The following is a 26,108-nucleotide window of genomic DNA, read 5'->3' as shown; positions in this document are numbered from 1 at the left end:
ATATAGCAAAAAGTGTTAGATCCATGTGATGACAATTTTCCGCTCTGTAAAATGAATGAAGCTATAACTATTCATTCTTTTGCAGTCAATAAAAAATAGAATAGAACACTAGTTGATGGTAGCGAAGGCGGTGACTCCTGCGGGAACGCACGCAATGTAAGACACAACAAACCGCGCGCTAGCGAGGGTTGTGGCTTACGTGTGTGCCCGCGGAAAGCACCCGCCGTAGCGAACATCAACGGCATAGCAAAAAAGTGTTAGATTGACTGCCATCAATCTAACACTTTTTCTCATTTTCTGCTGGACAACTACTTTTTAAGGATTCGTTGACCATAGACCTGCATGTTTTAAAACAACACGCGGATGTAATTTTAATTGGGCAACCATTAAGTCTGCTAAATCTTCAGCCTGCATGACTTTTTCTGGATTACCATCAGTTAGTTGTAATTCAACTGCCATATCTGTCGCAACCGTACTTGGTGTTAACGTCGCAACACGGATATTATGTTTTCGAACTTCTAACATTAATGATTCACTCATGCCAATCACAGCCGCTTTCGAAGCACTATAAGCACTCGTAATTGGCGCACCTTTTTGACCTGCTGTGGATGAAATATTAATAATGTCCCCAGACTCACGTTCAATCATTTCTGGTAGGACGGCACGTGTTGTGTAATAGACACCTTTAACATTTACATCTACAATATTCGTCCAATCTTCAGGTGAAAGTTCTAAAAACTTACCGAATTTTGAAATGCCCGCATTATTTACTAAAATATCGATTGGACCTAACTCCGCTCGAACACTTTCTACTGCCGTTGTGATGGATTGCAAATTTGCTACATCTGCTGTAGCTATCGCGACTTTCACATCATATGCCTTTAGTTGATTTGCAACTTGTTGTAAATTTTCTAATGTACGTCCTACTAGCCCTACGTTAATGCCCTCTTTTGCAAAGGCGATAGCTGTTGCACGGCCAATACCGCGACCTGCTCCCGTAATTAAAGCCGTTTTACCAGAAATAGTTTGCATATATCTTACTCCCTTATGAATAGTGATAGATAAAATCTATGTTTTTTAGCATACCTATTCACCCATCAAAAGTACATTCAGAAGACTTACTTATTCCATCCTTTTTCCTTAAAGCGTGCAATTGCCTCAATACGGTTCCCGACATGAAGCTTCTCTAATATTGTTGAAATATAATTGCGCACTGTCCCTGCCGATAAAAATAACTCTGCCGCAATTTCTTTTGTCGTTTTCCCCTCAGCCACTAGTGTTAACACTTGGCTCTCACGATCAGTTAGTGGATTTTCACTATCATCCTCATAAACAAAATCAACAAGTTCTGGTGCATAAATTCGTTTACCATCGACGATTGTCCGAATAGCACTCACCAATTCCTCGATAGGGCTATCCTTTAATAAGTAACCTCTTACCCCTGCTTTTCTTGCACGTTCGAAGTAACCAGGTCTAGCAAATGTTGTTAATATAATTACTTTACAGTCTGAGTTCTGCAATTCTTCAGCCGCATCAAGTCCAGTTTTCACTGGCATTTCAATATCCATAATACAAATATCAGGCTGATGCTCTTCTACAAGCGCCAATGCTTCCTCACCATTTTTTGCTAAACCGACGACCTCCATATCTTCTTCCATACTAAGTAAGGAACGAAGTGCGCCTAACAGCATCCCCTGATCTTCAGCAATTACAATTCGTATCATGCTATACCCCTCTTTCTATAAGTGCTTCAAATTTTCTTTAACTTTTTGATGTGTAATTGTCACTGGTATAGATACCGTTAAAGTTGTGCCGTTTTCACTTTCTATTTTAAATGAACCATTTATAAACTCTAAGCGTTCATGCATCCCTTTTAAGCCATTACCTGACTTTAATGCTTGTTTTTTTGCAATACCTTGTCCATTATCTCGAACAACTAGGTGTAATTCTTTAAAATTTTGATGGAAGGCAATTTCACATTTAGTTGCTCCGCTATGCTTTACAATATTCGTGACCGCTTCCTTTAAACACATCGATAAAACATTCTCTACGAGAGGTGGAACATGCAAGGCGTCCTTATCCCCCTCAAAAACAAATTCCATCTCTGCCGCTTTCAAAATTTGAGAAATGCGCATAAGCTCGTCTTCAAATTTCGTTGTCCGCATATCGGACACTAATTCTCGAACTTCTTTCAAAGCAATACTAGCTGTTTGGCGGATATCCTTAATTTCAATTAAAGCTTGCTCTGGATCTCGTGCAATAAGTCTTGAAGCTAAGTCGCTTTTTAAACCTATCATTGACAACTTTTGACCAAGCGTATCATGTAAATCACGCGCAATACGTTGTCGTTCCTCAAAGACAATTAATTCAGCAATTCGTTCATTTGCGGTTTCTAATTGACCTTCTAAATTTTCACGCTTATTTTTCGAATAAATCGTTAAAGGTAAAAGTACTACAGCCAATATTGTTAATACGACAAAAGGTAGCTGTGATAAAAACAAATGTAGCTCGACAAAGAAACCAGCTCCTGTAGAGATCACTGTAAAACCGATATGGAGCCCATACATTATGTAAAAGCCAACAGGTCTTCGGATATTACCTATAAAAAAGGCTGTAAAAATGGATAAATACACATAACCATATAATATAGTTAAAATAATATTAATGACCATCTCAAAGCTAATCCACATATACACTAGTCCGTTTTTAGAGTTCACAGAAAATCGATAAAAAATAAAATAGAGCATTAAAAAAGTAATTCCTATTGATATTTCAATGGACGATGATTTTCTAAAAATAAAGAAAAACGGTAGAAAACAAAAAATAACCCATAAATAAATACTGAGCATAGGACTATTCGGAATGATACTATGCCATTTCTTCATCATAATCTCACGCTCTTTCCTACTTTTCCCTACATTATAACAAGAAAAGAATAATTGCGCCTTCACTTGCTTTTTGTAGTTTGCAAACAGACAAATGCTATTTTATATAAAACAGCCATCCCAAATAGAGATGGCTGTTTACTACTAAGCAGCAATACTGCCTTTCGTTTTTCGCTTTATAATTTCATTTACATCTTTAAACGTTACAAATTTGCCAAGTTCTTCATCGTATAATTTATAGCGTAAAGATTCTAAGCTTGTACGCAATGTAATTGTAGTAGCTGAGTGCAATGGTGGCGTTTCATTATGTGCTTTTTCAAGATTATAGTTCGGTACACGTGGTGCTAAATGGTGCACGTGGTGGAAGCCGATATTGCCTGTTGCCCATTGTAATAGCTTCGGTAGTTTATAGTACGAGCTACCTTCAACAGCAGCTTTTACATAATCCCACTCTGTATCGTGCTCGAAGTAAGAATCCTCGTACGTATGTTGAATGTAAAATAACCAAATTCCAAGGGAACCAGCGACAAATAAAGTAATACCTTGAACTAATAAAAATGCTTGCCAGCCCATAGCGTAAATAAGAGCTGCACAGATACCTAAAATAATAATATTCGTTACGTAAGTGTTCGTGCGTTCTTTTTGTTTCGCATCTTTTCGGTTAAAACGATTCAAGATTAACACCATGTACAACGGTCCTAAGCCGAACATTACAAGTGGATTACGGTAAAAACGGTACCATAAACGTTGGCCTTTAGAACATTGTAAATATTCCTCTACTGTCATCATATCAATATCACCAATACCACGCTTATCTAAGTTCGAGCTTGTTGCGTGGTGGATTGTATGCTCACGCTTCCATTTTTCATACGGGAAAGATGTAATTACCCCAGTTACTAAGCCAACCCAGTCGTTAGCTTTTTTACTTTTGAAAAATGAACCGTGGGTACAATCATGGAAAATGATAAATGTTCTAACGACAAATCCAGCAGAAATAATACTTAAACCTGCAGTTAACCATGGTGAAACATCCACTAACATATAACCAGCAATCCATAGGACAATTAACGGAACAATCGTATTGACCATTTGAAAAATACTTTTACCTGTATCTGATTTCGCAAATGGCGCTACATCTTGGCGCAATTTCTTCGTTTTTTCTTTATCTGTTGCCATTCCCTTTTCCCTCGTTTCCTTTTGCTTATGACCTCATCATAAAACAAGAGTATAACTAGCAACAGACGCAAACATCATAAAAAGCGCATGACATTTGTCATACGCATTAACGAAAGCCGAGTAATTTTTTTAACTCCAATCAGGTAGTACACTTTACTCCATTCAGCTAATTCACATTACTTTTCAGGTCCACGTAATTGCAGTTGGTAGAATACTAAATCAAGCCACTCATCAAATTTATAGCCTGCATTTTTTATTGTTCCTGCATATTCAAATCCTAGCTTCTCATGCGCCTTAATACTTCCAATATTTTCACCATCGATACCCGCAACTAATGTTTTAATCCCTTGCTCCTGTGCGATCTCAATCAATCGATGCATTAACTTCGTTGCAATGCCCTTTTTATAATGGTCCTTGTGCACATATACTGAATGTTCCATTGTATACTTATAACCTGGATAAGGGCGGAACTGACTGTAATTTGCAAAACCTGCAATTACGCCATTTTCCACAAAAACTAACAACGGATTTCCAGCTGCCTTTTGCTCTACAAACCATTGTTTCTTTTCCTCTAATGATTGTATTTCATACCTATATACTGCTTTACTCGTTAATATAATGTCGTTGTAAATAACTAAAACTTCCTGTAAATCTTTTTCTTCCATAAATCGAATCACTCTTGTTCACGTCCTTCTATTTAAAGAAATAGACCCTACCGACAACGGCAGGGCTTATACATAATGCAACTATTCGTTTCACCAAGCCACTAAGGGCATATCCGACTTTGACTACATATTTCAAAAGCCGTGACATACCCTTCGTAGACGTTGACATGTAATTTAAATTACACATTAAAATATCTTGCATCTGGATGTGCAAAAACAATTGCAGATACAGACGCTTCTGGTTCCATCATAAAGCCTTCTGTTAAATGCACACCAATATCTTCAGGCTTTAATAAGCCAAATAATTTCTCTTGATCTTCTAAGTTCGGGCAGGCAGGATAGCCAAATGAGAAACGTTGCCCTTGGTATTTGGCTGCAAATCTGTCGCGCATTGTGAAATCTGTGTTATCAGGGAAGCCCCATTGATCACGAATTTCTTGATGCATACGCTCCGCAAAGCCTTCGGCAAGCTCAAGAGCTGTTGATTGAAGGGCATGACTTTCAAGGAATTTCCCTTCCTCTTTTAACTGCCTAGCTGTCGCCATCACACCTTGTCCAGCAGTTACAACCATCAGTGCAATATAATCCATCTCTCCGCTATCTACTGTTTTCAAGAAGTCCGCTAAACACATAAACGGTTCCATTTGCTGACGAGGGAATGTAAAACGCTCAATTTCCGTTTTACTATCTGCTGGATCATATACGACTACATCATCTCCATCTGCTTGCGCAGGGAAAAACTGATACAAGCCTGAAGGTTTCAATAAATCACTTTGTAAATATTCGTCAACTAATTGTTTTAGTTCTGTTGCACGTGCGTCTCCCGCATCAAGTAATTGCTGCACTTGCCCTTTTAATCCTAGGTGGTGACCAATCAATGTTCGCATATTCACGTATGGATATAAATGTGACACCGAATAGTCCTTTTTGACATGACGACGAACATCCGCAGGCAGAAAGACTGGCGCATCTTTTATTGTCCGTACAGGCTTCACAGTGATTTCTTTCGCTGGACGTGCTGCTCGTTTCTCGTCTGCCTCTAATCGTTTTTGACGCGAGTCAGCGATCTCTGCTAAAAAGTTCTCTCTAGTCTCTGTACCCATTAAAAGATTCACTTGCTCTAGACCTTGCATCGCATCTTTTGAGTAAATAACAGGTCCTTCATATTCGTTTGCAATTTTCGTTTCAGTAAAGCGACGAGATAATGCTGCGCCTCCTACTAATATAGGCACATTAATTCCTGCTGCTTTAAAGTCTTGCGCAGTGATAACCATTTGCTGAGCAGATTTAACAAGCAAACCAGATAGACCGATAAAGTCAGGCTTTTCTTTACGAATAGCCTCGATTAACTGAGATGGCGTTACTTTAATGCCTAAATCAACGACTTTATATCCGTTATTACTTAAAATAATATCTACGAGGTTTTTACCAATATCATGCACATCACCTTTTACAGTGGCAAGCACCATTTTACCTTTACCTGAGCTGTCCTCATTTTTCTCCATAAATTGCTCAAGATGCGCTACAGCTGCCTTCATGACCCCTGCAGATTGTAATACTTCCGCTACAATAAGCTGATTATCATTGAATAAGCGGCCAACCTCAGCCATCCCTTCCATCAATGGTCCATTAATAATATCAAGCGGTGCGTCAAAAATTTCACGGGCAGCATCAAGATCCTCAATAAGCCCTTCTTTAGTACCTTCTAAAATATAATATGCTAAGCGTCCTTCCACTGTTTTCGGAATATCTGCTTCAGTTTTCTCTTTCTTTTTATCACGATAAAAATCAGTGAATACCGCTAATGTTTCATCATTTGTATTGAATAATAGGTCATTTGCAAGCTTAATTTCCTCTTCAGGAATCGATGCATAACGCTCTAACTTCTCCGTGTTAACAATCGCATAATCTAAGCCCGCCTGTGTACAGTGATATAAATAGACGGCATTCAATACTTCACGCCCAACTGGTGGTAAGCCGAAGGAAATATTACTTACGCCAAGAACCGTTAACGTGCGAGGCAGTTTTTCTTTAATAAGACGAATGCCCTCGATTGTTTCAAGTGCTGAACCAATATATTGTTCATCCCCTGTACCAACTGGGAACATAAGCGGGTCAAAAATGATATCCTCAGGTGCTAAGCCCCATTTCTCTGTTAATAATTGATAAGAACGCTCGGCAATTTCTAGTTTACGATGGCGATCTACTGCCATCCCTTGCTCATCAATCGTACCGACAACTAAAGAGCCACCATATTTTTTCACTAATGGCATTACGGCGTCAAAACGTTCTTCGCCATCCTCTAGATTAATAGAATTGATAATGGCTTTACCTTGTGAAAATTTCAGCGCTTCCTCAATTACTTTCTCATCTGTAGAATCAATTACAAGCGGTACTTTTACTTTTTTAACAACTTCCTGCATAAAGCCACGCATATCCTCTAATTCATCACGGTCTGGGTTCGCTAAGCAAATATCAATAACATGTGCCCCGTTTTTCACTTGTGCACGTGCAATTTCTGCAGCTTCCTCATATTTCCCGTCAATGATTAAATTTTTAAATTTTCGAGAGCCAATTACGTTCGTCCGCTCACCAATAAATAGCGGTCGCATCGAATCATCATAGACTAAAGGTTCAATACCAGATACAACATGACCATGTGTACTTTCTGGTAATTGACGCGGCTTTTCATCCTTCAGCACTTCTCGGATTGCCGCAATATGTGCTGGTGTTGTTCCACAACAGCCGCCAACAATATTAAGCCAGCCTTTTTCAGCAAAACCTTTTAATTTTCGAGATAATGATTCTGGCGATTCATGATAGCAGCCTTCCTCATCTGGCAAACCAGCATTTGGATAACAGCTAATATAGCCTGTAGAAAGCTCTGCTAACGAACGAATATGATCTGTCATAAATTCTGGACCAGTCGCACAGTTTAAGCCGACAGATAACGGCTTAATATGCTCAATTGATATGTAAAAGGCATCAATCGTTTGCCCCGCTAGCGTTGTACCCATTGGCTCAATCGTGCCAGAAATCATAACAGGTAGTTCTTTCCCAGTGTCTTCAAATGCACGTGATACCCCGAGCGTCCCCGCTTTTACATTTAGCATATCTTGACTCGTTTCAAGAAGCAGTACGTCCGAACCCGCTTCGATTAACGCCTTTGCCTGTACATAAAAGTTTTCTTCGAGTTCATCAAAGGTAATACCGCCAGTTACTGATAATGTTTTCGTCGTTGGCCCCATCGCCCCCGCTACAAAGCGAGGCCATTCTGGAGTAGAAAACTCATCTACTACTTTGCGCGCAATTTCCACTGCACGTTTATTAATTTCTTCCGCCTTAGAGCCAAGATTATATTCATTTAATACAAGAGGCGTACCTCCAAACGTATTTGTACAAATAATATCCGCACCAGCCTCTAAATATTTTCGGTGAACCTTTTCAAGCACATCAGGTCTCGTTAAAACAAGGTTCTCGTTACATCCATCAAGCTCCTCGCCACCAAAATCTTCTGCTGATAAGTTTTCATTTTGAAGCATTGTACCCATTGCGCCATCAAGAATTAATATTCGTTTCTCTAGTTGCTCTTCAATCAAGTGCTTAGCCATCTATACTTACCCCTTTTTTCTGTTCATCCAATTGCTCAATAAATTTCATTAACTCTAGCGTCATATCATAGCGTAAAAACGGTGTAATTAAGTAAATACCATTGAAATACTCTGCAGCTACTTCTACTAACTCTTTAGCAATTGCAATCCCTTCTAATGTTGAACGTTCTTTATCTTCACCACATGCCTTCATACGTGACAGTGCATCATCTGATAGTTTGATACCTGGTACTTCATGGTGTAAAAATTCAGCACTCTTATAGCTTGTTACTGGCATAATCCCAATATAAATTGGTGCATCTAAATGCTTTGTTGCCTCATAAATTTCAATAATTTTCTCTTTCGTATAAACAGGCTGAGAAATAAAGTAATCGGCGCCATGTTCAATTTTTTTCTCTAGACGGGCTACTGCTCGATCTAACACACGGACATTCGGATTAAATGCTGCCGCTACAGAAAAGTTTGCTTTTTTACGAAGTGGCTTTCCAGAAAATGAAATACCTTCATTCAACTGTTTAATCAGTTGGATTAGCTCCATAGAAGATACATCATAAACACTTGTTGCACCAGGGAAGTCGCCTACCTTAGTCGGATCTCCAGTAACCGCTAAAATATCATGAATACCAAGTGCATTTAAGCCCATCAAATGCGACTGTAATCCAATTAAATTACGGTCACGACACGTTATATGCGTTAATGGTCGAACACCATGTGTTTCCTTTAATAACGCACCCATTGCCACATTACTAATGCGTGGCGATGCAAGTGAGTTATCTGCCATCATCACTACATCTGCGCCTGCTTCATATAATTTTTTCGCCCCTTGAATAAAGCCATCAATCTCTAAATGCCTCGGTGTATCCAACTCCACGATAACTGAGCGCTCACGTTTCACCTTTTCATGTAACGGCTCATATGTTGCAGGCTCTGCTTCTCGTACAATCTCTACTTTTTCAGGCTTAGCTAACTTTTCTTCAATAGGTGTTAACTCTTCTAAATATTTTTTAGCTGCCGCAATGTGCTTTGGTGTTGTGCCACAGCAGCCACCTATTAAACGAACACCTTGGTCAACTAGTGCAACCGCTGCTCGACCAAAATAATCTGCTTCTGATTCATAAACGACACGCCCATCCTCTAAATCTAGCAATGAGGCATTTGGATAGGCAGACATAAATGCTTTTTCAGGAAGTTCAACACCTTCGAATGCTTGAATGGTATGATGCGGACCTAAACGGCAATTTACGCCAACTACATCTGCACCAAGCATCTCAAGCTCGTGCAATGCATAATTTAATGCCATTCCATTTTGTAACACGCCAGGTTCATGCATTGACACCTGCGCAATAATTGGTAGCTTTGTTTTGGCACGTAACATTTTTAACGTTGCGCTTAACTCTTCGAAATCATAATACGTTTCAAGTAAAAGGCCGTCTGGATTGCCTGCAAGTAACACATTAGCTTGCTCTTCAACTGTCGTTAAAATTTCCTCTAACGTAGCATCACTTTTACGAATACCGCGGATGCCCCCAATTGTGCCTAACACAAATTGCCCACCATCTGCTGCAGCACGTTTAGCAATCGTGATCGCCGCTTCATTAAACTGCTGCACTCGCGATTCTAAGCCGTAGCGTGCTAATTTAATAGCATTAGCCCCATAAGTATTTGTCTGAATTACATCTGCACCAGCAGCAATATATTCTCTATGAATTTTTTCAATTAATTCTGGTTTCTGTACATTCATTTCTTCATGGCAGTACTCCAAGCCGTAGCCATATAAAACAGTACCAATAGCACCATCTGCAGTTAACACATGTGTTTTTAACTTTTCTAGCAATCCCATAAACGTAAGCCTCACTTTCCTTTTTCCCAAAATATAAAAAGCCTTCTTTTACAAAAAAGAAGGCTTTAACGAATCGTAATTGTTTTTCCTTCTCATCTTCGACCAATAAGGTCTTCTGGATTTAGCACCTGACATGAGTTGGTTGCTGAAGCTTCATTGGGCCAGTCCCTCGGCTTCTCTCGATAAGAATGTAGTATGAATTTTTCAAATAATTAAAAGAATCATATCGTTTACAGGCGATAGAGTCAAGACTATTTCACTTAACAAAGGAGATTTCCCCAGAAAAATACCTATTTTCGTATTTATTTCACTGCTATACTAGTTTTTCTGCAAGCTCTTCGCCTATTTTTTTACCATTTTGAATACAAGCACCAATACCTACTCCAAAATAAGAGCAACCTGCTATCGATAAATTGGGATACTTTTCTGCAAGCTCAGCTGTTAAGCCCTTCAATGCTTCATGATGTGCTAAATCGTATTTCGGCATTTGGTCGATCCACTTTGCAACATTAACAACAGTTGGCTTTTCATCAATACCTAAACTTTTCTTCACATCTTCTAATGCGACAGCTGCTAGTTCTTCATCTGTCATCTTTCGTAATTTTTCGTACGCAGGATTAATGCTCTTATAAAACAGTCGTACAAGTAATTTACTATTAGTAGATGTATGCTTCCATTTTCGGCTTGTCCACGTTGCCGCATTGCATTGCACATTTGAATTATGCGATACAATAAAACCCGTTCCATCTGCTGGTAACACTGCATCTGGTACATCAAAGCCTAAGTAAATTGTTATGGCAGAAGCTGTCGTAAATTCTTTAAAGTAACGATCCAACGATGGGTCCTGTAATAAGCTTTGCACCGCATCATTCGGTAGTGCTAATACAACGTGATTAGCCTCAAGCTTTCTATTATTAGCTAAAGTGATTGTATATTGCCCTTCATGTTTCTTTACACTTGTTGTTGCTACACCTTTAATAATTTCTACTTCTGTTAATGTTTCTTCAAGGCGATCAATCAGTGATGATAAGCCTTCTTTAAACGAAATAAATTTTTTATTGGAAGCTTTCATAAATTGTTCGCGATTTGCATCAAACCCCTTAATGATGCTTCCGTAATCATTTTTATAATCAATTAAGTACGGCAGTGTAGATGCAATCGAAAGTTGATGTAGGTCTCCAGAATATACGCCTGCTAATACTGGTGCTATTTGATTTTGTACAAGCTCTTCTCCTAAGTAATACGTTAAAAATTCACCTATTGAGCTTTCTTTAGTAAATCCTTTATTTGGCATCGTTAAGTCCTGTAATGCAATTTGTTTACCAGCGTCTGATACAAGTGTACTCGCTTCAAGAGAAGATAAGCTCATAGGGATACCGAATGTTGAATCTGCTGGTATTGCATGTAATTCGTCGTTTGTATAGATATAAGATACCCCTGTTTCGTTGTACACCAGCTCCTGTTCAAAATTAAGCTCCTGCACTAGCTCCATGACCCCTTTATGCCGAGCAACAATTGAATCAGCACCCGTTTCCATTATAAAACCTTGGTCATACGCAGAGTGAAGCTTTCCACCTAAATAAGCATTTTTTTCAACTAGCACTAGTTTTACATCTATTTTTTTCTCCAATACTTGGCGTTGTAAATAATGCATCGTACATAAACCAGTAATGCCGCCACCTAATACAACTATTGTTTCCATGAAGAATCGCCCCTAATTTCTTTATTTATCTCCTATTAGTATAAACTTTTTTTGCAAACATTTACGTTCAACCCATTACAAATTTAGCAAAAATAAAGTACGGTGAATTGTTTGCGTGCCTGACACCCCAGATACGGCGAATTGTTTGTGTGCCTGACACCCCAGAACGGCGAATTGTTTGTGTGCCTGACACCCCAGAACGGCGAATTGTTTGTGTGCCTGACACCCCAGATATGGGAATTGTTTGTGTACCTGACACCCCAGAACGGCGAATTGTTTGTGTGCCTGACACCCCAGATACGGCGAATTGTTTGTGTGCCTGACACCCCAAAGGCATGGAACTCCACAGGTACCTCAAAATAAAAAAATCCGCTTCACTTTCTGTAAAAGTAAGCAAGAGCCCAAAGATCATAAGGCTCTTATCCTACCTGCGGAAAGCAAAGCGGATTTAAATTAAATTTTATTTGAAAGTATTTTAATAAGGTCCTCCCATTAATAATAATTTCAATTAGTTTAAGTTTTGGGCAACACTCGCTAATTTATCTGCAGAATTTGTGACTTCGTTAAATGCAAGCCCAAGCTCATTCAGAATCAGTGCCACAGCTTGCACTTCTTTTTCCATACGATCATTTTGGCACTTTGCTTGTGTCATGGCATCTAAAATTTTATTAAATTGCCCCTCGGTTTGCGCCATGTTTTCCTCACCTAACGCAACTTCTTCCTGAATATGGCTAAGGGTGAGGGCAAGCTTATCCGTTCGCTCCGTCGTTTTTTCCAATAATTTAGCAACAGATGTAACAGATTCCTTCGTTTGACTTGATAATTTACGAACCTCATCTGCTACAACACTAAAGCCTTTCCCCGCCTCTCCAGCACGGGCTGCTTCAATAGCTGCATTTAAAGCTAATAAATTTGTTTGATTTGCAATGTTTGTGACAACATCCATAATCGATTCCATTTCTTTCGACATATCTGTCAATTGCTTAATATTATCTGTAATATCATCTACTGATTGAATAATGTTACACATATTTTTGGATTGATGTTGTAAACGTTCCCGACCTTCAACCGCCTGACTTTCGGCGAGCGTACTAACCTGAAGTGACTTTTTCGCCAATTCCTTAATCTCATGCGATTGATTATTTAATTGATGGAATGAAGCATTTGTTTCTTGAGAAATAGCAGCAAGCCCCTCTGAAGATTCCACAATTTTTTTCTCAACTGCCTCTTTTTCTCGTTCGACATTTTCCTTTAAACGTTCGACTGTACTTTCAAAAGCTTCTAATACAAGCTGTTGCTCAAAATTAGAAATTTTAGAGATTGCGCGAATCGTGTTAAATTGATCCATCGGATGCTCTACATGTTTTTCTACCAAGTCTATAAATGAAATAGCTAAATCCTGGAATGCACAAATATACCATTGTGTTCTAAGCCCGATATGTACATGCACTTTTGCGATACTTACTCGTCTTTTATAAAACTCTTCGTCTATTGTACCGTTAAACATTTCAATAATGTGTCGACGCAAGGTGACTTTCAACTTATCTACAGAACTATGTCTATTAATAATATCTACTAAACTTTGCTCAGTTCCAATCATTCCATAAAATCGGTCGACGATTTGATTGATGTTGTCCTCCACAAATGGTTTAAAAGCTTTTAAATATTGTAAATCTATTTTGGTCAAATTTAACATTTCAATCTGCTTTACCAATGTTCGTGAGTTCGGAACTTCCATTGTCACTGAGTATTGTTGTAAATCTAATGCCATTGCCTTTTTCTGTTTTTGAAAAATCACACTTTTCCCTCTTTCATTTACATGTTCTTTTGAAGAGCTGAGCATAATCTATTTCCGTTTACCCAAATATATTTATAAATATACGAAAAAATACCACGACCGCTTATAATTTAACAAGAAAATAATATAACAAAATAACATCATTATAATCAATAATTCATTAATTTTACATTTTAAAATTACTCATTTACATTATACACTTTAAATAAAATTGTCAATTTATTTTAACCTATTTTTTACCATTTAACTCTATATTATTTAATACTATACAAAAAAGTTATCCATCATGATAATGTGATAAAAAGTCTACTTCAACATTTTTCGCTAGCTATTTCTATCGTCTTTTTACTAAATTACGAATATTGTTTGATTTACGAAGAGTATAATTAAGTATCAGTGTTTTCACCATCTTTCATTTATACATTTTACAAAGGTCATTTAACCTAAAAGTAAGTCTAAAAACAATTCTAAATAACTATACACAAAACTATCTTTTATTAGTTTTAAATACCTATATCTATCAGTGACCTTCTTTATTAATTTTCAGTCCAGTTCGCACGTATTTGTCGTACAAGCATTATTTTCTTTGCAACAAAAAAATCCCGCAATGGTTAGTTTATCGCTAACCGTTACGGGTAATTTTAGTATAACTGCAAATGGGATTTACAAATCATCTAACTCCTCAAGTAATTGGGAAGCTTCTTCTATGCCTGCTTCTGCAGCAAGTCCATACCATTTCTTTGCCTCTTTAACATTTCGCGGTATGCCTTCGCCTTTATTGTAAATATGGCCAAGTTGTAGTTTTGCTTCTGGATCTCCTTGAAGTGCCGCTTGCTTAAACCAATGAATACCTTTTTCAATATTACGGATACCTGTTAACCCTTTGCTCCAAATAAAGCCTAAATCATAAAATGCATCTACATGATATTGCTCAGCCGCTCTTTCAAACCAATATAAACCACGATTTACATCGCGTGTTTGCCCTAAATGGCCTTCTAAGTAGATTCCACCAAGTCTGTATTCCGCTTCAACATAGCCTGCCTCAGCCGCTTTTTTATAGAAGTTAAATGCCTGCTGCTCATCTATAGCCATTTCTAGTCCTTGCTCATGCATAATACCTAGTGTAAACATTGCCTCAGCGACACCTTGTGATGCAGCGACATCAAACCATTTTTTAGCAAGCACCATATTTTCTGCTACACTTTCCCCATTAAAATACATATCAGCTAAGTTATTGGCTGCATCGGCATGCCCCTGTTTCGCAGCAGCTTCATACAGTTGGAAAGCTCGATCATAATTCTCATCTACACCAATACCCTCAAAATAATAGTTAGCAAGTGCATATTGAGCATTTGCATTACCTTGTTTTACTGCTACTTCAAACCACTTTATCGATTTTTCGGGTTGGAAAGGTGTATCATCGTTTGTACTATAATATTCTCCTAGCTCAAACTGGGCATCTGCATCTTGTTCTTCAATTGCTGCTTTGTATAAATCAATGATTTCTTCATGATCTAAATCTTCCTCATCTAATAACTCGACCGCTTCGTCCTGATGGATTACGTACCATTCCAATATATCAAGCACATCATCCACAACTTCAGTTGTATAAGCTAACTTCTCTAACGAAGTAATTTGCCAAATTAAAATATAAATTGGGAGTGGTATCGCTTCACGCAATAAATCATCGTATTCTGCCAACAATGTTAAAACATTATCTTGTACTGTTTGTGTTTGCTCTGGATGTACAATTTGCAAATGTCGTTGTTGTTTTTTTCTTAACAATCCTTGAATAACTTGATATAGCATTTTTTGCAAGGTCGTCAGTTGTACTTCATCCAAAATGAGTAAAGATAAATTTTGTGCAAACCACGTATTCTGTATTTGTGTTAGCTGTTGTAAGGACTCCGTTCGTTCCTTATTTTGCTTTGCTAAAAATTGCCCATACATTTGTTTTCCCCCCTTGCACACTATGTAAAAAAACTGCCTTGCTACTATTATATGGAAGGCAGTTCAAGAATGGTTACACATATGCTCTTAACATAAGGCCTATAAATAAAGTAATAACAAAAAAGACCGTTACATGTACCCATTTGTACATTTCTAATAACCCGATAAATTCACGAGTAAAAGCATTTGGTATATAATATAACGCTGTTTTAGAACCTACACCTTGTGCATCTAACTTTGCCTTTCTTGCATAAATACTTGCGCGAAATACATGGAAGTTATTCGTCACAAAAAGGGAGCGATAGTGCCTTCCTTGTGCATGCGCATTCATGATTGCTTTAGAATAAGCCAAATTTTGTTCTGTATTTGTTGACTGATCTTCTTTTAATATTTTCCGATGCGGTATTTGGTATTTATCTATTATATATGTTTCCATCGCTAGCGCCTCTGAAACTTTTTCATCATTTCCACGCCCACCCGAGACGATAATAAAGGGACGTTCCCCATATTTTTTATATTGCTTAACAGCTTCGTCTAAACGGCTTGCTAATAGAGGGGGTACTTTGTCACCGATAAGGCCTGATCCGAGCACAATAATGTAACGAGGCTCATACGTTATTGGCGTAAAATGATAAATAATAGCGTAGACCATCACACTTGTATATAAAAATACTGTATAGGCAAAAATCAAAAACGCATAGAAGAAAAGAATATGCCAAAATCCATTTTCGATATTCGTAAAAAACACGAAGACATATCCAATCATCATTAATAAAAAAGCCAATCCGAAAATAGCTAATAATAAATTTCGTATCCTTCGCCCTTCTTTTTCAAGTAGGATTTTGCTATTGAAAAACATCGCGATGGATAACAACAACATTATACTTGGGATAATACCAAACAACGTCATTATACCCATCTTGGACACAAACCCTTGCTCGTTAATAAATAGCTCATACTTTGTTGTTATTCCTACAAATACAGTTAAACCAATTAATCCTAAAACTACTGCATTAAAAAATCGTCTTTTTTCCGTAATATATAGCATTAAAAATACTGAAATCAATAATGTCATTGTTGGAAGCATTGCATTTACTCCTTTCCTTCCTTTCTATTCCCCATTCATCAATATGCTGACACCACTTGTTCATATATTGCAAAATTCCTAAATTAAAGGTAGTGAATATTGTATTTTTCACTATAGTTCATGTAAAATTACTATTAAGAACTAGTTTATGACAAAATATAAAATTATATTGGAGGAATGTAAGTAATGAAAAAAATTATTGCTGCTCTTTTCGCAGCGACACTTATGTTTGCGTCAGTTGGTGCAACATTATTAATTTCGGACACACCGACTGCTGAAGCAAAATCTTATAAGTCAGGTAAAAAAGGCTTCTCAAACAATAACAATAGTTCAAATATCCAAAAATCTCAGGATAATTCTAAAGATCAAAATAATGCAACAACAAATAAAAATAATACAACGTCTACAAACAAAACAGATACTACTGCGAAAAAAGGTGGCTTTTTCTCTGGTGGCCTAATGAAAGGCTTAATGCTAGGTGGTTTAGCTGGTCTATTATTCGGTAGTCTATTTAGTGGACTAGGTATGCTTGGTAATATTTTAGGCTTATTAATCAACGTTGCTGCAATTGTTGTTATTGTGATGCTTGTCGTTAAAATTATCAATATGTTTAAAGATAAAAAACGTAAAGAACAGGAAGCTACACAATGGCACAAATAATTAACGAACAAGATATTATCAATGCAATCTGCCTATCACAGGCATATCATAAAAATCTCCGCCCAGAAGATGTACTTGTTGAGTTAACTTATGATGATGAAACAGGCTTCGGCGCAGAAGTTGAAACAAATGGTCAAATAGAAGTTTTAAATACCGCTGCTATGATTGGTGCTTTACGTGTATGGATAAAAGATGTGCTACACGGAGACCCTTTCTCAACAGGTATTGAGCTACTATTGGATGATGAAGAAGGCATTATTGCCAAATTATCATAATTTATAACATAAAGAATAGCCGTTCAATAAATCATTTAGTCGATTTATTGAACGGCTTTTTTGTAAAATTCATTGCCGCAATGCTCAACGATATGAGCGGCATGACAGTGCCCTCACAAACTCTTTTAAGTCATACTTATCGTACTATTGTTTGTTCGTTAGTAGCTCATTAAAGGTAACAAAGATTTTAGCCGCATGGCTACGCTTTGTTGGCGCTTCTGGAGAAAATCTCCCTTCATTGCCTACGACAATTCCAAGCTCATATAGCATTGTTATTGCATTTTTCGTCTCCTCATTATAGCTATCTATATCGTTAAATGGTATATTCCCCTTCGCAACATATGCTTGATTGAACTGCTTATCATATGCGCGGTTAATCATTAGTGCTAATTGTGCGCGTGTAATTGGCTGACTCGGATTAAACTTGCCATCAGACCCTTTAATAAGCCCATGTGCGTAAGCTGCTGCAATTTCTGCTTGTGTTTCTGCATCGTAGCTTGCAATATCTATGAATGGAGCTTTGTCTTTCGTTGTTAAACCTAAGCTTCTAACGAGCATTGCTGCTGCTTGGGCACGTGTTATATTTTGTTCAGGTCTAAATGTTCCATCGGCATAGCCCTTTAAAATGCCTGTTTCAGCTGCTTTTTGAATAAACTCCGATGCCCAATGATTTTTTATATCTAGAAATTGGACTTTACTTCCTGTAGTAAATGTTGCAGTTGGACTTTGAACACTTTCGTTACCAGCCGCATCTAACGCTTTTATAGCAACTGAATAGGCCGTATTTTCTGTTAAACTATCGAGCGTGATCGTCAATTGCTCAGCATCGACTGTAGAATAGAGCTTATTATTTACATACACATTGTATTGCGTAACACCTTCATTATCTATTGCTGCTTGCCAATTTACCTTTGCCGCAGTACTACTTTCAACATTGACTTGGATAGCTGAAGAGGCATCCCATAGTGGACTTGCTTTTATCATTGGTAAAAATGCTTGATTTGCTACAGCTAGATAGCCTGCTTCACTTAAATGAATATTTTCTGGATTCGGCAAATAAGTCGGTACATCTTTTGCTACAACGTCTAACGTCGGCACAAATATTGCACCAGCTTTTTCAGCGGTTGTTTTAATAGACGCATTCATAACACCTAATAGCATTTTAAATTGTGTCTGTAACTCTTCATTATAATAAGGGAAAGAATTATAGTATCCCATCACGTAAATTTGTACTTGTGGATTCAGCTTTTTAATTTCCGCTAAAATGGCGGCTATATTTTGTATAGCTTCTTGTGATGCCTTTAAAATGGCTGCAGTATTTATACCAGTTGTAGATGCTTCCTTTATAATTGGTAATAAATCATTTGCACCAGCCGTTAACGTAACCAGCTCGGCTTCTTGAATCGATGCTCTAAGCTTTGCATGATCATTTGTATAACCAAACCCGTTCACAGGTTTTTCTACATCACCTTGTAAGTCCGCCAAGACATTTTTCGTTGTATAGCCTGAATAGGCAAAACCTTTATTATACGAAGTTAACAAACCCGCTTGTTGCAATGCTTGTGCAACAAAATCTGTATACCCAAGGCCAATGCCTCCAACCTCATTCATGCCGTGTGCCAATGAATCACCTAGTGCTACATAATCTGCTTGTACGACCCAGCTTGGCGCAATGTCATCTTGCTTATTTTCTGCATTTGCTCCTACAGGGACTATTACCTGTAAAGCTAGTACACTAGCAGCTAAAAAACGAAACTTCTTTGTAAATTGCATATCCCCACTCCTCCTGCACATCTAATAATTTCTAGTTTACTAGATTGAGGATAAAAATGGGAACATTAATAGTTAATACCTGAAATTGACCTCTATACTCCTAGTTATTTACCTTATTCAAGCTGAACCTTTCCGTAAACACCACCTCCACCAACTGCAATATGTAATTGCCCTGTTCTTGCTAAATCAATCATCTGTGCAATTTTAAGTGGCACAATTTCTGCAAGCTGCTCGGTAGTAATACAATGGAGTATTGTCATTTCTGTTCCGAATGCACGTATTAGTTTCTCCATCATTTTCGGACCTAAACCTGGTATAAAATCAAGCGGTACTTGATGAATATACGGTGGCCTCTCACGTTCAGCACTATCTGGATCAGATAGTTCAATAATTCGACTTGCAACACCTTTTACAATTTGCGAACTTCCGCATGACTTACAAATGGTATCTTCATCATTTAACTGTTCACCACATTTAGCACATACTGTTTGATGATATTTGCCAAGCAAAGGGTTTAACCCATAATTCGCTATTATGGCACGTCCTTCCTGTTCATGGAGTGCCATCTTTAATTCGTTAAAATTAGCTGCCTTTAGTCGTAATTTTTGATATTCACGAGCAATTTTGCCAAGAGAATGGGCATCAGAATTTGTTACAAATGTATACTGTTGAATTTCTCGGATGTTTTTTACCATGTTGGTATCAGAGCTTAAACCAAGTTCTATTGCATCTATAAGCTGTGGATCGAATACTTCAGTTAAACTGTTGTGAACGCCTCTTCCAAATAAGCTTTTAAACGGGGTAAAAACATGCGCAGGAATAAAGAGACCTCCCAATTCCCGAACTTTTTGTTGTAGTACGCGTCCATCACAATAAATACGCTGTGAACTTAAATGAATATTTTTCATAAAGCCTTTCATCCAATTCGAAAAATCTGCCATCACTTCGATAGTTGGAAAATATGCGAGCACATGAATCGGGCCCTGACAGTTGCTATCATAAATTTCAATTTCCGATCCTGGAATAAGCGTCGTTTCTTGAAAACGAAGTCCCCCTTCCGTTAGCTCTTCTAGTTCACCTCGTTGTATCATCATCGTCATCTCAGCAAGTACCTCTGGCGAATGACAGTCTATAATGCCAATTATATCGAGCCCTTTTTTTGCACTTGCCATCTCTAAAATTCGCGATAATGTTAAAGTTTTACTTCCTGTAATCTTTACTGCCCGCCCACTCATCGTTCGACCAATGTGAATATGTAAATCCGTATAATAGTCGTGAAACATGTATACAGCTCCTTTTTTGTTTCATTATAAAATAAAAAAAAACCTTACATTGCTGCAAGGCATTTTCATGATTTAAGATGGATGGTTTTGATGTGTGCCATTATCCGTCTCGTATGAACCTGAACCTTGATTTGGCGTCGTCGCTGCATCATAAGCAATTAAAGTAACGCCAATTTTCTTTTCTAGCTCATTAATTTTTTCTAGCTGTGTGTCATCTAATTGTGCAAATTTAATCTCGTCCATATTCGTCACGCATCCTTTCAAAAGTAACGTTCCCCGAATATCTCACAACTATACAAAAATTAAATCACAAAAATCTTCTGAATTGTTTCGGTGACTGGCACTTATGTATTTTTTGTGAATTGTTCAGATACATATGTTAAATAAGGTTTGCCTGTCAGTGGGTGTGTTTGAATATCGGCGTAAACGCCAAAAACATCACGCAGTAGTTTAGGCGTTAATACTTCCTCTGGTGTGCCGTAATGAACAATACTCCCTTGTTGTAAAACATAAATTTGATCACAATACATAGCCGCCATATTTAAATCATGTAAAGCAGCAACAACAGTTAAATGAAGTGTTTGAATTAAGTCCATTAATTGTAGTTGATGCTGAATATCTAAGTGATTTGTTGGCTCGTCTAATATAAGCACTTGCGCCTGTTGTGCTAATGCACGAGCGACCATTACTCTCTTTTTTTCCCCTCCAGAAAGGGAGCTAAAGCTGCGAGTCTCCAGATGGGTAATACCTGTTTGCGCCAATGCCTCTTTGACAATTTTAAAGTCTTCCTTATCGTCCATCTCAAAAAGCTTCTTATGTGGCGTTCTTCCCATGCTCACCAAATCTCTCACTTTAAAATCAAATAACACAGGTGTTTCTTGGCTCACAACGGCTAATTTTTTTGCAATCACTCTACTTGATTGCTTAAAAATATCTTCCTCATTTAATAAAACTGTTCCACTTTCAGGCTTTAATAAACGATACATATTTTTCAATAGTGTAGACTTTCCACTACCATTAGGACCAATTAAACCGACAAATTGCTTTTCTTTTATTTGAATGCTTACTTTATCTAATATGCGCTGATCATGAATGGAGAATGATACATGCTTCGCCTCTAATGTCATAGCCTTTAATCTCCTTCACCAAATGAATAATTGTTACGGCGTAGTAGCCAAATGAAAAACGGTCCGCCACAAAAGGCAGTAATGATTCCAATAGGCATTTCCTCTGGTGCGATTAATACTCGCGCAATTGCATCCGCCCACACTAAGAAAATCCCTCCTAATAATGCACTAATAGGGATTACGTATTTATAATTAGATCCTACAATTAAGCGCACAATATGTGGAATGATTAAACCGACAAACCCAATGGAACCACTTACTGCAACGAGCACACCTGTTAGTAATGATACAAGTAGTATCAGTTGAATACGAAATTGTTGAAGATTAACACCTAACGTGACTGCCGCTTCTTCTCCAAGTAATAATAAATTTAAATTTCGATAATGTAGCCATAACAAACTAAAAACGATGAAAAAGATAATAGCTGGAATGACTACATTACTCCATTTTGCGCCTGCAAGACTTCCTAGCATCCAATACATAACGGCTTTTATACCGCCCTCTTCCTTGGACATCATCAACATAAAATTGGAAGTTGCAGACAATATAAATGATACCGCCATCCCCGCCAACAGCAAACGGAAAATAGAAATACGTCCCCCTACACGTGATAAGAAAAATACCAACACAATCGCAATAAAGGAACCTAAAAAGGCTGCTACTGAAAGTGCGTAGATACCTAAAAATGAAAAAGCACCTAAAATAATGACAGCCGTAGCCCCGACTGTTGCTCCTGAAGAAATACCCAAAATATAAGGATCCGCAATTGAATTACGGACAAGTGCTTGCACAGCCGCGCCAGCAATAGCTAAGCCTGCTCCAACAATGGCGGCAAGTATTACACGTGGGACACGTATTTGCCATATAATAATCTCCTGTGAGCGACTCCAATCAGGCTCTATCGTATTTGGGAAAATTGGAATTTTCGAGAAAATAACCTTCCATACATGTAGCGGTGTAATTGACACAGATCCAATCATAATAGCAGCTGTCATAGAAGCTATCAGCACTAAAAGAAGGATCAATGAAAAGTACATAAATTTTTTGTTCATTTGTTTATTAACTCCTTATCAATCATGATAAATACGAAGCAATAAAAAAGGGTATTCTACGCAATAATGCATAGAAATACCCTAGGTTAAACAAAGTTGGAGAAGTATCCACCAATTGTCCGTAATTGCTTGCATCCTCGTGGGCATTACAGGTATAAACTAATTGGCAGGTCTCCTGGCTTCGATTCTGCGTAACTATGATTGCCTTCCCATTCCTTAAAGCACAGTGGCTACTACATCATAGAACTCCTCGTTACAGTTGCGGGACAGCGTCGGACTTACACCGACTTCCCTTTTAAGTGGCACTCATTAACAAGTGTCACACCAATAGTTTCTGAAATTTTAAAATTATGACGATTCTATCATACATAATTATGCTAGTCTATAGCTTCTTTCATCTAGGAATCAATCTTTCCTCTTTTCAACTTCATACATATAAATTTTCGTAGAAAACCTTATCCATAATTTCTGCACATTTACTTGTTACATTAAAAACAATCAATAGTAAGGAGGAAATTCATATGATATTCAAAAGAAATTTATTTCTCGGTTTCATGGCGGCAATCACTTTACTAATACTTTCAGCTTGCTCTGAGGATACAGTGGAGTCACAACCTGCTAATAGTGACGTAATGGATCATGGCGAAGAGATGGATCATTCAAGCTCTGGTGATGTTCCTTCTACTTTAAAAACTGCTGAAAATCCTAAATTTCCAGTAGGCACTACTGCTGTTATTACGGAAGGACATATGTCTGGGATGGAAGGAGCAGAGGCAACGATTGTTGGGGCGTATGATACAACCGCCTATATTGTTTCCTATGAACCGACTACTGGAGGAAAGAAAATAGAAAATCATAAATGGGTTATACATGAGGAATTAATAGATTCTGGTGATGCCCCGTTGGCTCCAGGCACAGAAGTTAAAACAACTGCATCGCATATGAAAGGCATGGAAAATGCCACTGTTCACATTGATGAAGCAGTCCAAACGACCGTTTATATGATTGATTACCCTTCAACAACTACAGGTGAAGAAATAAAAAATCATAAATGGGTTACAGAAGACGAACTAGCGTCCAAATAAAAAATCAACCTCTGACGGTTATTCCTTCAGAGGTTGATTTTTTATTTGTCTAATATTTTTTGTCAGCTAGCTTATGCCATTTATAGCCGATTCCCCATACTGTCTGTAAATAATCCTCTACAGGGAAGCCACTTTTCCGTAGTTTATCTCGTAAATTACGCATATGTGAATCAATTGTTCGATCTTCAATTGTTACATTATATCCCCAGACAGTATTAATTAAATGTTCTCTTGAAAAAACTTTATTTTGATATTCAAGAAATAACGCTAACATGGCAAATTCTTTTGGCGTTAAAAGAATATCCTCTTGGTGAAAAGACAATTCAACGGATTCTTTATTTAATCGTAGCCCTTCAAAAACAACTACTGTTTCTTCTGTTTTTGTTCTTCTTAAAACTGCATGTATACGTGCTAATAACTCCTCCTCATCGAAAGGCTTTAACATGTAGTCGTCTGCCCCCATATTTAAGCCTCTTATAACATCAGCCTGTTCCGCTTTTGCTGTTAGCATAATGATCGGCACATCCCAAAACTTCCTTATTTCCTGACATGCTTGCCAACCGTCCATATCAGGCATCATAATATCTAACAGTACTAAATCTACATGATGCTCTTCTAAATAGTCTAAAGCATCTTTCACCGAGGACATGGCTATGCAATAAAAAGAAGGTTCTAAATAAAGCGTTAGTAACTCTAACATTCTTGGTTCATCGTCAATTAATAATAATGTTTTCACTCGTTCCTACCCCTTAAATAATAATTCAAAAGTAGTCCCTTTGTTTTCTTCACTAACAACGGTCACTTCGCCTCCGTGTGCATGGACAAGCTCTTTCACAATAGCAAGACCTAATCCCAAACCGCCATATGCACGCGTACGAGATTTTTCAACTCTATAAAAGCGTTCAAAAATATAAGGTAATTCCTTCTTCGGTATCCCCTTTCCAGTATCTTTCACAATCATTTTTATTAAGTTGTTGTCTCTTTTCACTATAAAGAACGTTGAATCTCCTGATGAACAATAAGCTAAAGCATTATTTAACAAATTCAAAATAATTTGTTCTAGTCTTACTGCATCCGCCATTAATGTTAATCCCTCATCACATTGAACAAAAAAGTGGATTCGTTTTTCCTGAAATGCAGGCCGTAGCTTCACCTCTATACTTGTCACTAGGTCATCCAAATGAAGACATTCTTTGTTAATGACAAACGCATTTTCATCCATTTTTGCTAAATCAAATAAGTCTTTAATTAACCTTGAGAGCCGATTCGTTTCTTCAATAATAATGCCTAAATATTTTTGACGATCCTGCTCCGTTAAATCTCGTTTGTAAAGAATATCTGTATAGCCCTTTATAAAGGTAATGGGTGTTCTTAGCTCATGAGCAATACTAGCTAAAAATTCCTTTCGTTCCTCTCTTAAATGATTTAAATCATCGGATAACTGTTGAATAGCATTGGCAAGATCACTTAGTTCATCTTTGCCATTAGTTGAAAGGGCGACAGTAAAATCCCCTTTATTCATTTTCAATGTCGCTTCCTTCATAGCCATCAAAGGTTGGGCTAATTTTCGCGATAGCACAATAATAACGGCAATCGTCACCAATCCTGAAACGAGGCCGACAATTAGAAAATGTTTGTTTAATCGTTCCATTAACGCATGAATGGAATCTGTATTTTGAAACATAAAGACATACCCAATCGTTTTTTGCTGTTTTAGGATAGGACTAATTGTGGCAATATATTTTTCATCCTGCCAATTATTCTCCAATACACGCCCATTATAAGGCACACTACCCTCGAGCTTCTTTAAATAAACTTGTACTTCGGGATGTGCAGAAGAAGCAGCTAAAATTGTTCCAGCTTTGTCTGTTATCACAACGTCTGTATTTTCTCTTGATTCCATTATTAAAATATGTGATAGCGTTTCTTCATCGAAATTTTGCTCTAATATCGTTCGATGTGAATTTCCAGTTGTCTGTAAGTTTGTTAATTCCTCTTCCACACGCGAATTTGTTAATGATACATGTAAAAAAAACATCATAAATGTTTCTATGCAAAACAATGTAATAAAAAAAATAATCCCAAGCTTTAATGAAAGTTTTTTCATGCCTTAACCACCTATATTTCAAAATGATAACG

General features: G+C 37.5%; 22 protein-coding genes and 2 riboswitches. Of the genes, 3 read left to right on the top strand and 19 right to left on the bottom strand.

Annotated elements, in window-relative coordinates; translation table 11 throughout:
* Positions 1-315: 315 nt before the first annotated feature.
* The 12 genes from ACIQ1H_RS22100 to ACIQ1H_RS22045 all read right to left on the bottom strand — a co-directional run bounded on the left by ACIQ1H_RS22100 (position 316) and on the right by ACIQ1H_RS22045 (position 16,714).
* The gene (locus tag ACIQ1H_RS22100; protein WP_139860800.1) at positions 316-1,032 is read right to left on the bottom strand and encodes a 3-ketoacyl-ACP reductase; all 717 of its coding nucleotides are present in this window, start codon (positions 1,030-1,032) and stop codon (positions 316-318) included.
* Positions 1,033-1,118: 86 nt separating this feature from the next.
* Positions 1,119-1,724 carry a response regulator transcription factor gene (locus tag ACIQ1H_RS22095; RefSeq protein WP_139860798.1) on the bottom strand — a complete coding sequence of 202 codons (606 nt, stop codon included), beginning with the start codon at positions 1,722-1,724 and terminating at the stop codon, positions 1,119-1,121.
* A gap of 15 nt (positions 1,725-1,739) precedes the next feature.
* On the bottom strand, positions 1,740-2,885 hold the full coding sequence (locus ACIQ1H_RS22090) for a sensor histidine kinase (protein ID WP_443136926.1): 1,146 nt from the start codon (positions 2,883-2,885) through the stop codon (positions 1,740-1,742).
* 144 nt (positions 2,886-3,029) lie between these two features.
* Entirely contained in the window at positions 3,030-4,061 is a 1,032-nt protein-coding gene (gene desA / locus ACIQ1H_RS22085) for a Delta(5) desaturase DesA (RefSeq protein WP_402892071.1), read from the bottom strand.
* A gap of 176 nt (positions 4,062-4,237) precedes the next feature.
* Positions 4,238-4,738, bottom strand: coding sequence for a GNAT family N-acetyltransferase (locus ACIQ1H_RS22080; protein WP_402892069.1), 501 nt, complete (start codon positions 4,736-4,738; stop codon positions 4,238-4,240).
* 167 nt (positions 4,739-4,905) lie between these two features.
* Positions 4,906-8,337 (bottom strand): methionine synthase, encoded by a 3,432-nt coding sequence (metH, locus tag ACIQ1H_RS22075; RefSeq protein WP_402892067.1) that lies wholly within the window; start codon positions 8,335-8,337, stop codon positions 4,906-4,908.
* Complete coding sequence (locus tag ACIQ1H_RS22070; RefSeq protein ID WP_139859586.1) at positions 8,330-10,177, bottom strand: bifunctional homocysteine S-methyltransferase/methylenetetrahydrofolate reductase; 1,848 nt, start codon at positions 10,175-10,177, stop codon at positions 8,330-8,332. Before ACIQ1H_RS22070 ends, metH begins: the two co-directional genes overlap by 8 nt.
* Positions 10,178-10,266: 89 nt before the next feature.
* Positions 10,267-10,366: riboswitch (SAM riboswitch) on the bottom strand.
* A gap of 124 nt (positions 10,367-10,490) precedes the next feature.
* Positions 10,491-11,879 (bottom strand): protoporphyrinogen oxidase, encoded by a 1,389-nt coding sequence (locus tag ACIQ1H_RS22065; RefSeq protein ID WP_139859589.1) that lies wholly within the window; start codon positions 11,877-11,879, stop codon positions 10,491-10,493.
* A gap of 67 nt (positions 11,880-11,946) precedes the next feature.
* The gene (locus tag ACIQ1H_RS22060) at positions 11,947-12,210 is read right to left on the bottom strand and encodes a hypothetical protein (RefSeq protein ID WP_402892062.1); all 264 of its coding nucleotides are present in this window, start codon (positions 12,208-12,210) and stop codon (positions 11,947-11,949) included.
* Positions 12,211-12,387: 177 nt separating this feature from the next.
* Complete coding sequence (locus ACIQ1H_RS22055) at positions 12,388-13,677, bottom strand: protoglobin domain-containing protein (protein WP_402892059.1); 1,290 nt, start codon at positions 13,675-13,677, stop codon at positions 12,388-12,390.
* A 663-nt stretch (positions 13,678-14,340) separates the two neighbouring features.
* Positions 14,341-15,627 (bottom strand): SEL1-like repeat protein, encoded by a 1,287-nt coding sequence (locus tag ACIQ1H_RS22050; protein ID WP_402892056.1) that lies wholly within the window; start codon positions 15,625-15,627, stop codon positions 14,341-14,343.
* Between the two features lie 73 nt (positions 15,628-15,700).
* The gene (locus ACIQ1H_RS22045; protein ID WP_402892053.1) at positions 15,701-16,714 is read right to left on the bottom strand and encodes a YdcF family protein; all 1,014 of its coding nucleotides are present in this window, start codon (positions 16,712-16,714) and stop codon (positions 15,701-15,703) included.
* A gap of 186 nt (positions 16,715-16,900) precedes the next feature.
* On the opposite strand from ACIQ1H_RS22045, the gene ACIQ1H_RS22040 reads away from it, so the two are divergent.
* Entirely contained in the window at positions 16,901-17,374 is a 474-nt protein-coding gene (locus ACIQ1H_RS22040; protein WP_173478864.1) for a hypothetical protein, read from the top strand.
* Entirely contained in the window at positions 17,362-17,649 is a 288-nt protein-coding gene (locus ACIQ1H_RS22035; protein ID WP_173478865.1) for a DUF2653 family protein, read from the top strand. The genes ACIQ1H_RS22040 and ACIQ1H_RS22035 overlap by 13 nt, the downstream gene beginning before the upstream one ends.
* Positions 17,650-17,793: 144 nt before the next feature.
* Here ACIQ1H_RS22035 and ACIQ1H_RS22030 read toward each other — a convergent pair whose 3' ends face one another.
* The 5 genes from ACIQ1H_RS22030 to ACIQ1H_RS22010 form a co-directional block, all read right to left on the bottom strand.
* Positions 17,794-19,422, bottom strand: a complete 1,629-nt coding sequence (locus ACIQ1H_RS22030; RefSeq protein WP_402892049.1) for an S-layer homology domain-containing protein — start codon at positions 19,420-19,422, stop codon at positions 17,794-17,796.
* Between the two features lie 113 nt (positions 19,423-19,535).
* Positions 19,536-20,705, bottom strand: a complete 1,170-nt coding sequence (locus ACIQ1H_RS22025; RefSeq protein ID WP_402892047.1) for an endonuclease Q family protein — start codon at positions 20,703-20,705, stop codon at positions 19,536-19,538.
* Positions 20,706-20,777: 72 nt separating this feature from the next.
* Complete coding sequence (locus tag ACIQ1H_RS22020) at positions 20,778-20,948, bottom strand: hypothetical protein (protein WP_173478868.1); 171 nt, start codon at positions 20,946-20,948, stop codon at positions 20,778-20,780.
* 101 nt (positions 20,949-21,049) lie between these two features.
* Entirely contained in the window at positions 21,050-21,832 is a 783-nt protein-coding gene (locus tag ACIQ1H_RS22015) for a heme ABC transporter ATP-binding protein (RefSeq protein WP_402892043.1), read from the bottom strand.
* A 5-nt stretch (positions 21,833-21,837) separates the two neighbouring features.
* Positions 21,838-22,884, bottom strand: a complete 1,047-nt coding sequence (locus ACIQ1H_RS22010) for a FecCD family ABC transporter permease (protein WP_402892040.1) — start codon at positions 22,882-22,884, stop codon at positions 21,838-21,840.
* Between the two features lie 148 nt (positions 22,885-23,032).
* A riboswitch (cobalamin riboswitch) is annotated at positions 23,033-23,228 on the bottom strand.
* A 177-nt stretch (positions 23,229-23,405) separates the two neighbouring features.
* Here ACIQ1H_RS22010 and ACIQ1H_RS22005 point away from each other — a divergent pair.
* Complete coding sequence (locus ACIQ1H_RS22005) at positions 23,406-23,969, top strand: YdhK family protein (RefSeq protein WP_402892037.1); 564 nt, start codon at positions 23,406-23,408, stop codon at positions 23,967-23,969.
* Between the two features lie 49 nt (positions 23,970-24,018).
* Here the strand turns inward: ACIQ1H_RS22005 and ACIQ1H_RS22000 are convergent, their stop codons facing one another.
* Both ACIQ1H_RS22000 and ACIQ1H_RS21995 read right to left on the bottom strand, forming a co-directional pair.
* Positions 24,019-24,705, bottom strand: coding sequence for a response regulator transcription factor (locus tag ACIQ1H_RS22000; protein ID WP_402892034.1), 687 nt, complete (start codon positions 24,703-24,705; stop codon positions 24,019-24,021).
* A gap of 6 nt (positions 24,706-24,711) precedes the next feature.
* Positions 24,712-26,076 carry a HAMP domain-containing sensor histidine kinase gene (locus ACIQ1H_RS21995; RefSeq protein WP_402892032.1) on the bottom strand — a complete coding sequence of 455 codons (1,365 nt, stop codon included), beginning with the start codon at positions 26,074-26,076 and terminating at the stop codon, positions 24,712-24,714.
* Positions 26,077-26,108: the final 32 nt, after the last annotated feature.

The organism is Lysinibacillus sp. NPDC097279, assembly GCF_044761745.1.
GTDB lineage: Bacteria > Bacillota > Bacilli > Bacillales_A > Planococcaceae > Lysinibacillus.
Note: the sequence above shows the minus strand (reverse complement) of the source record. Positions and strands in the feature narration are given on the sequence as shown.

Bases quoted from the DNA above. Each gene is read 5' to 3' on its own strand.
- ACIQ1H_RS22100 (WP_139860800.1), bottom strand. From the start codon at position 1,032: ATGCAAACTATTTCTGGTAAAACGGCTTTAATTACGGGAGCAGGTCGC.
- ACIQ1H_RS22095 (WP_139860798.1), bottom strand. From the start codon at position 1,724: ATGATACGAATTGTAATTGCTGAAGATCAGGGGATGCTGTTAGGCGCA.
- ACIQ1H_RS22090 (WP_443136926.1), bottom strand. From the start codon at position 2,885: ATGAAGAAATGGCATAGTATCATTCCGAATAGTCCTATGCTCAGTATT.
- desA (WP_402892071.1), bottom strand. From the start codon at position 4,061: ATGGCAACAGATAAAGAAAAAACGAAGAAATTGCGCCAAGATGTAGCG.
- metH (WP_402892067.1), bottom strand. From the start codon at position 8,337: ATGGCTAAGCACTTGATTGAAGAGCAACTAGAGAAACGAATATTAATT.
- ACIQ1H_RS22070 (WP_139859586.1), bottom strand. From the start codon at position 10,177: ATGGGATTGCTAGAAAAGTTAAAAACACATGTGTTAACTGCAGATGGT.
- ACIQ1H_RS22065 (WP_139859589.1), bottom strand. From the start codon at position 11,879: ATGGAAACAATAGTTGTATTAGGTGGCGGCATTACTGGTTTATGTACG.
- ACIQ1H_RS22050 (WP_402892056.1), bottom strand. From the start codon at position 15,627: ATGTATGGGCAATTTTTAGCAAAGCAAAATAAGGAACGAACGGAGTCC.
- ACIQ1H_RS22045 (WP_402892053.1), bottom strand. From the start codon at position 16,714: ATGCTTCCAACAATGACATTATTGATTTCAGTATTTTTAATGCTATAT.
- ACIQ1H_RS22040 (WP_173478864.1), top strand. From the start codon at position 16,901: ATGAAAAAAATTATTGCTGCTCTTTTCGCAGCGACACTTATGTTTGCG.
- ACIQ1H_RS22035 (WP_173478865.1), top strand. From the start codon at position 17,362: ATGGCACAAATAATTAACGAACAAGATATTATCAATGCAATCTGCCTA.
- ACIQ1H_RS22030 (WP_402892049.1), bottom strand. From the start codon at position 19,422: ATGCAATTTACAAAGAAGTTTCGTTTTTTAGCTGCTAGTGTACTAGCT.
- ACIQ1H_RS22025 (WP_402892047.1), bottom strand. From the start codon at position 20,705: ATGTTTCACGACTATTATACGGATTTACATATTCACATTGGTCGAACG.
- ACIQ1H_RS22020 (WP_173478868.1), bottom strand. From the start codon at position 20,948: ATGGACGAGATTAAATTTGCACAATTAGATGACACACAGCTAGAAAAA.
- ACIQ1H_RS22015 (WP_402892043.1), bottom strand. From the start codon at position 21,832: ATGACATTAGAGGCGAAGCATGTATCATTCTCCATTCATGATCAGCGC.
- ACIQ1H_RS22010 (WP_402892040.1), bottom strand. From the start codon at position 22,884: ATGAACAAAAAATTTATGTACTTTTCATTGATCCTTCTTTTAGTGCTG.
- ACIQ1H_RS22005 (WP_402892037.1), top strand. From the start codon at position 23,406: ATGATATTCAAAAGAAATTTATTTCTCGGTTTCATGGCGGCAATCACT.
- ACIQ1H_RS21995 (WP_402892032.1), bottom strand. From the start codon at position 26,076: ATGAAAAAACTTTCATTAAAGCTTGGGATTATTTTTTTTATTACATTG.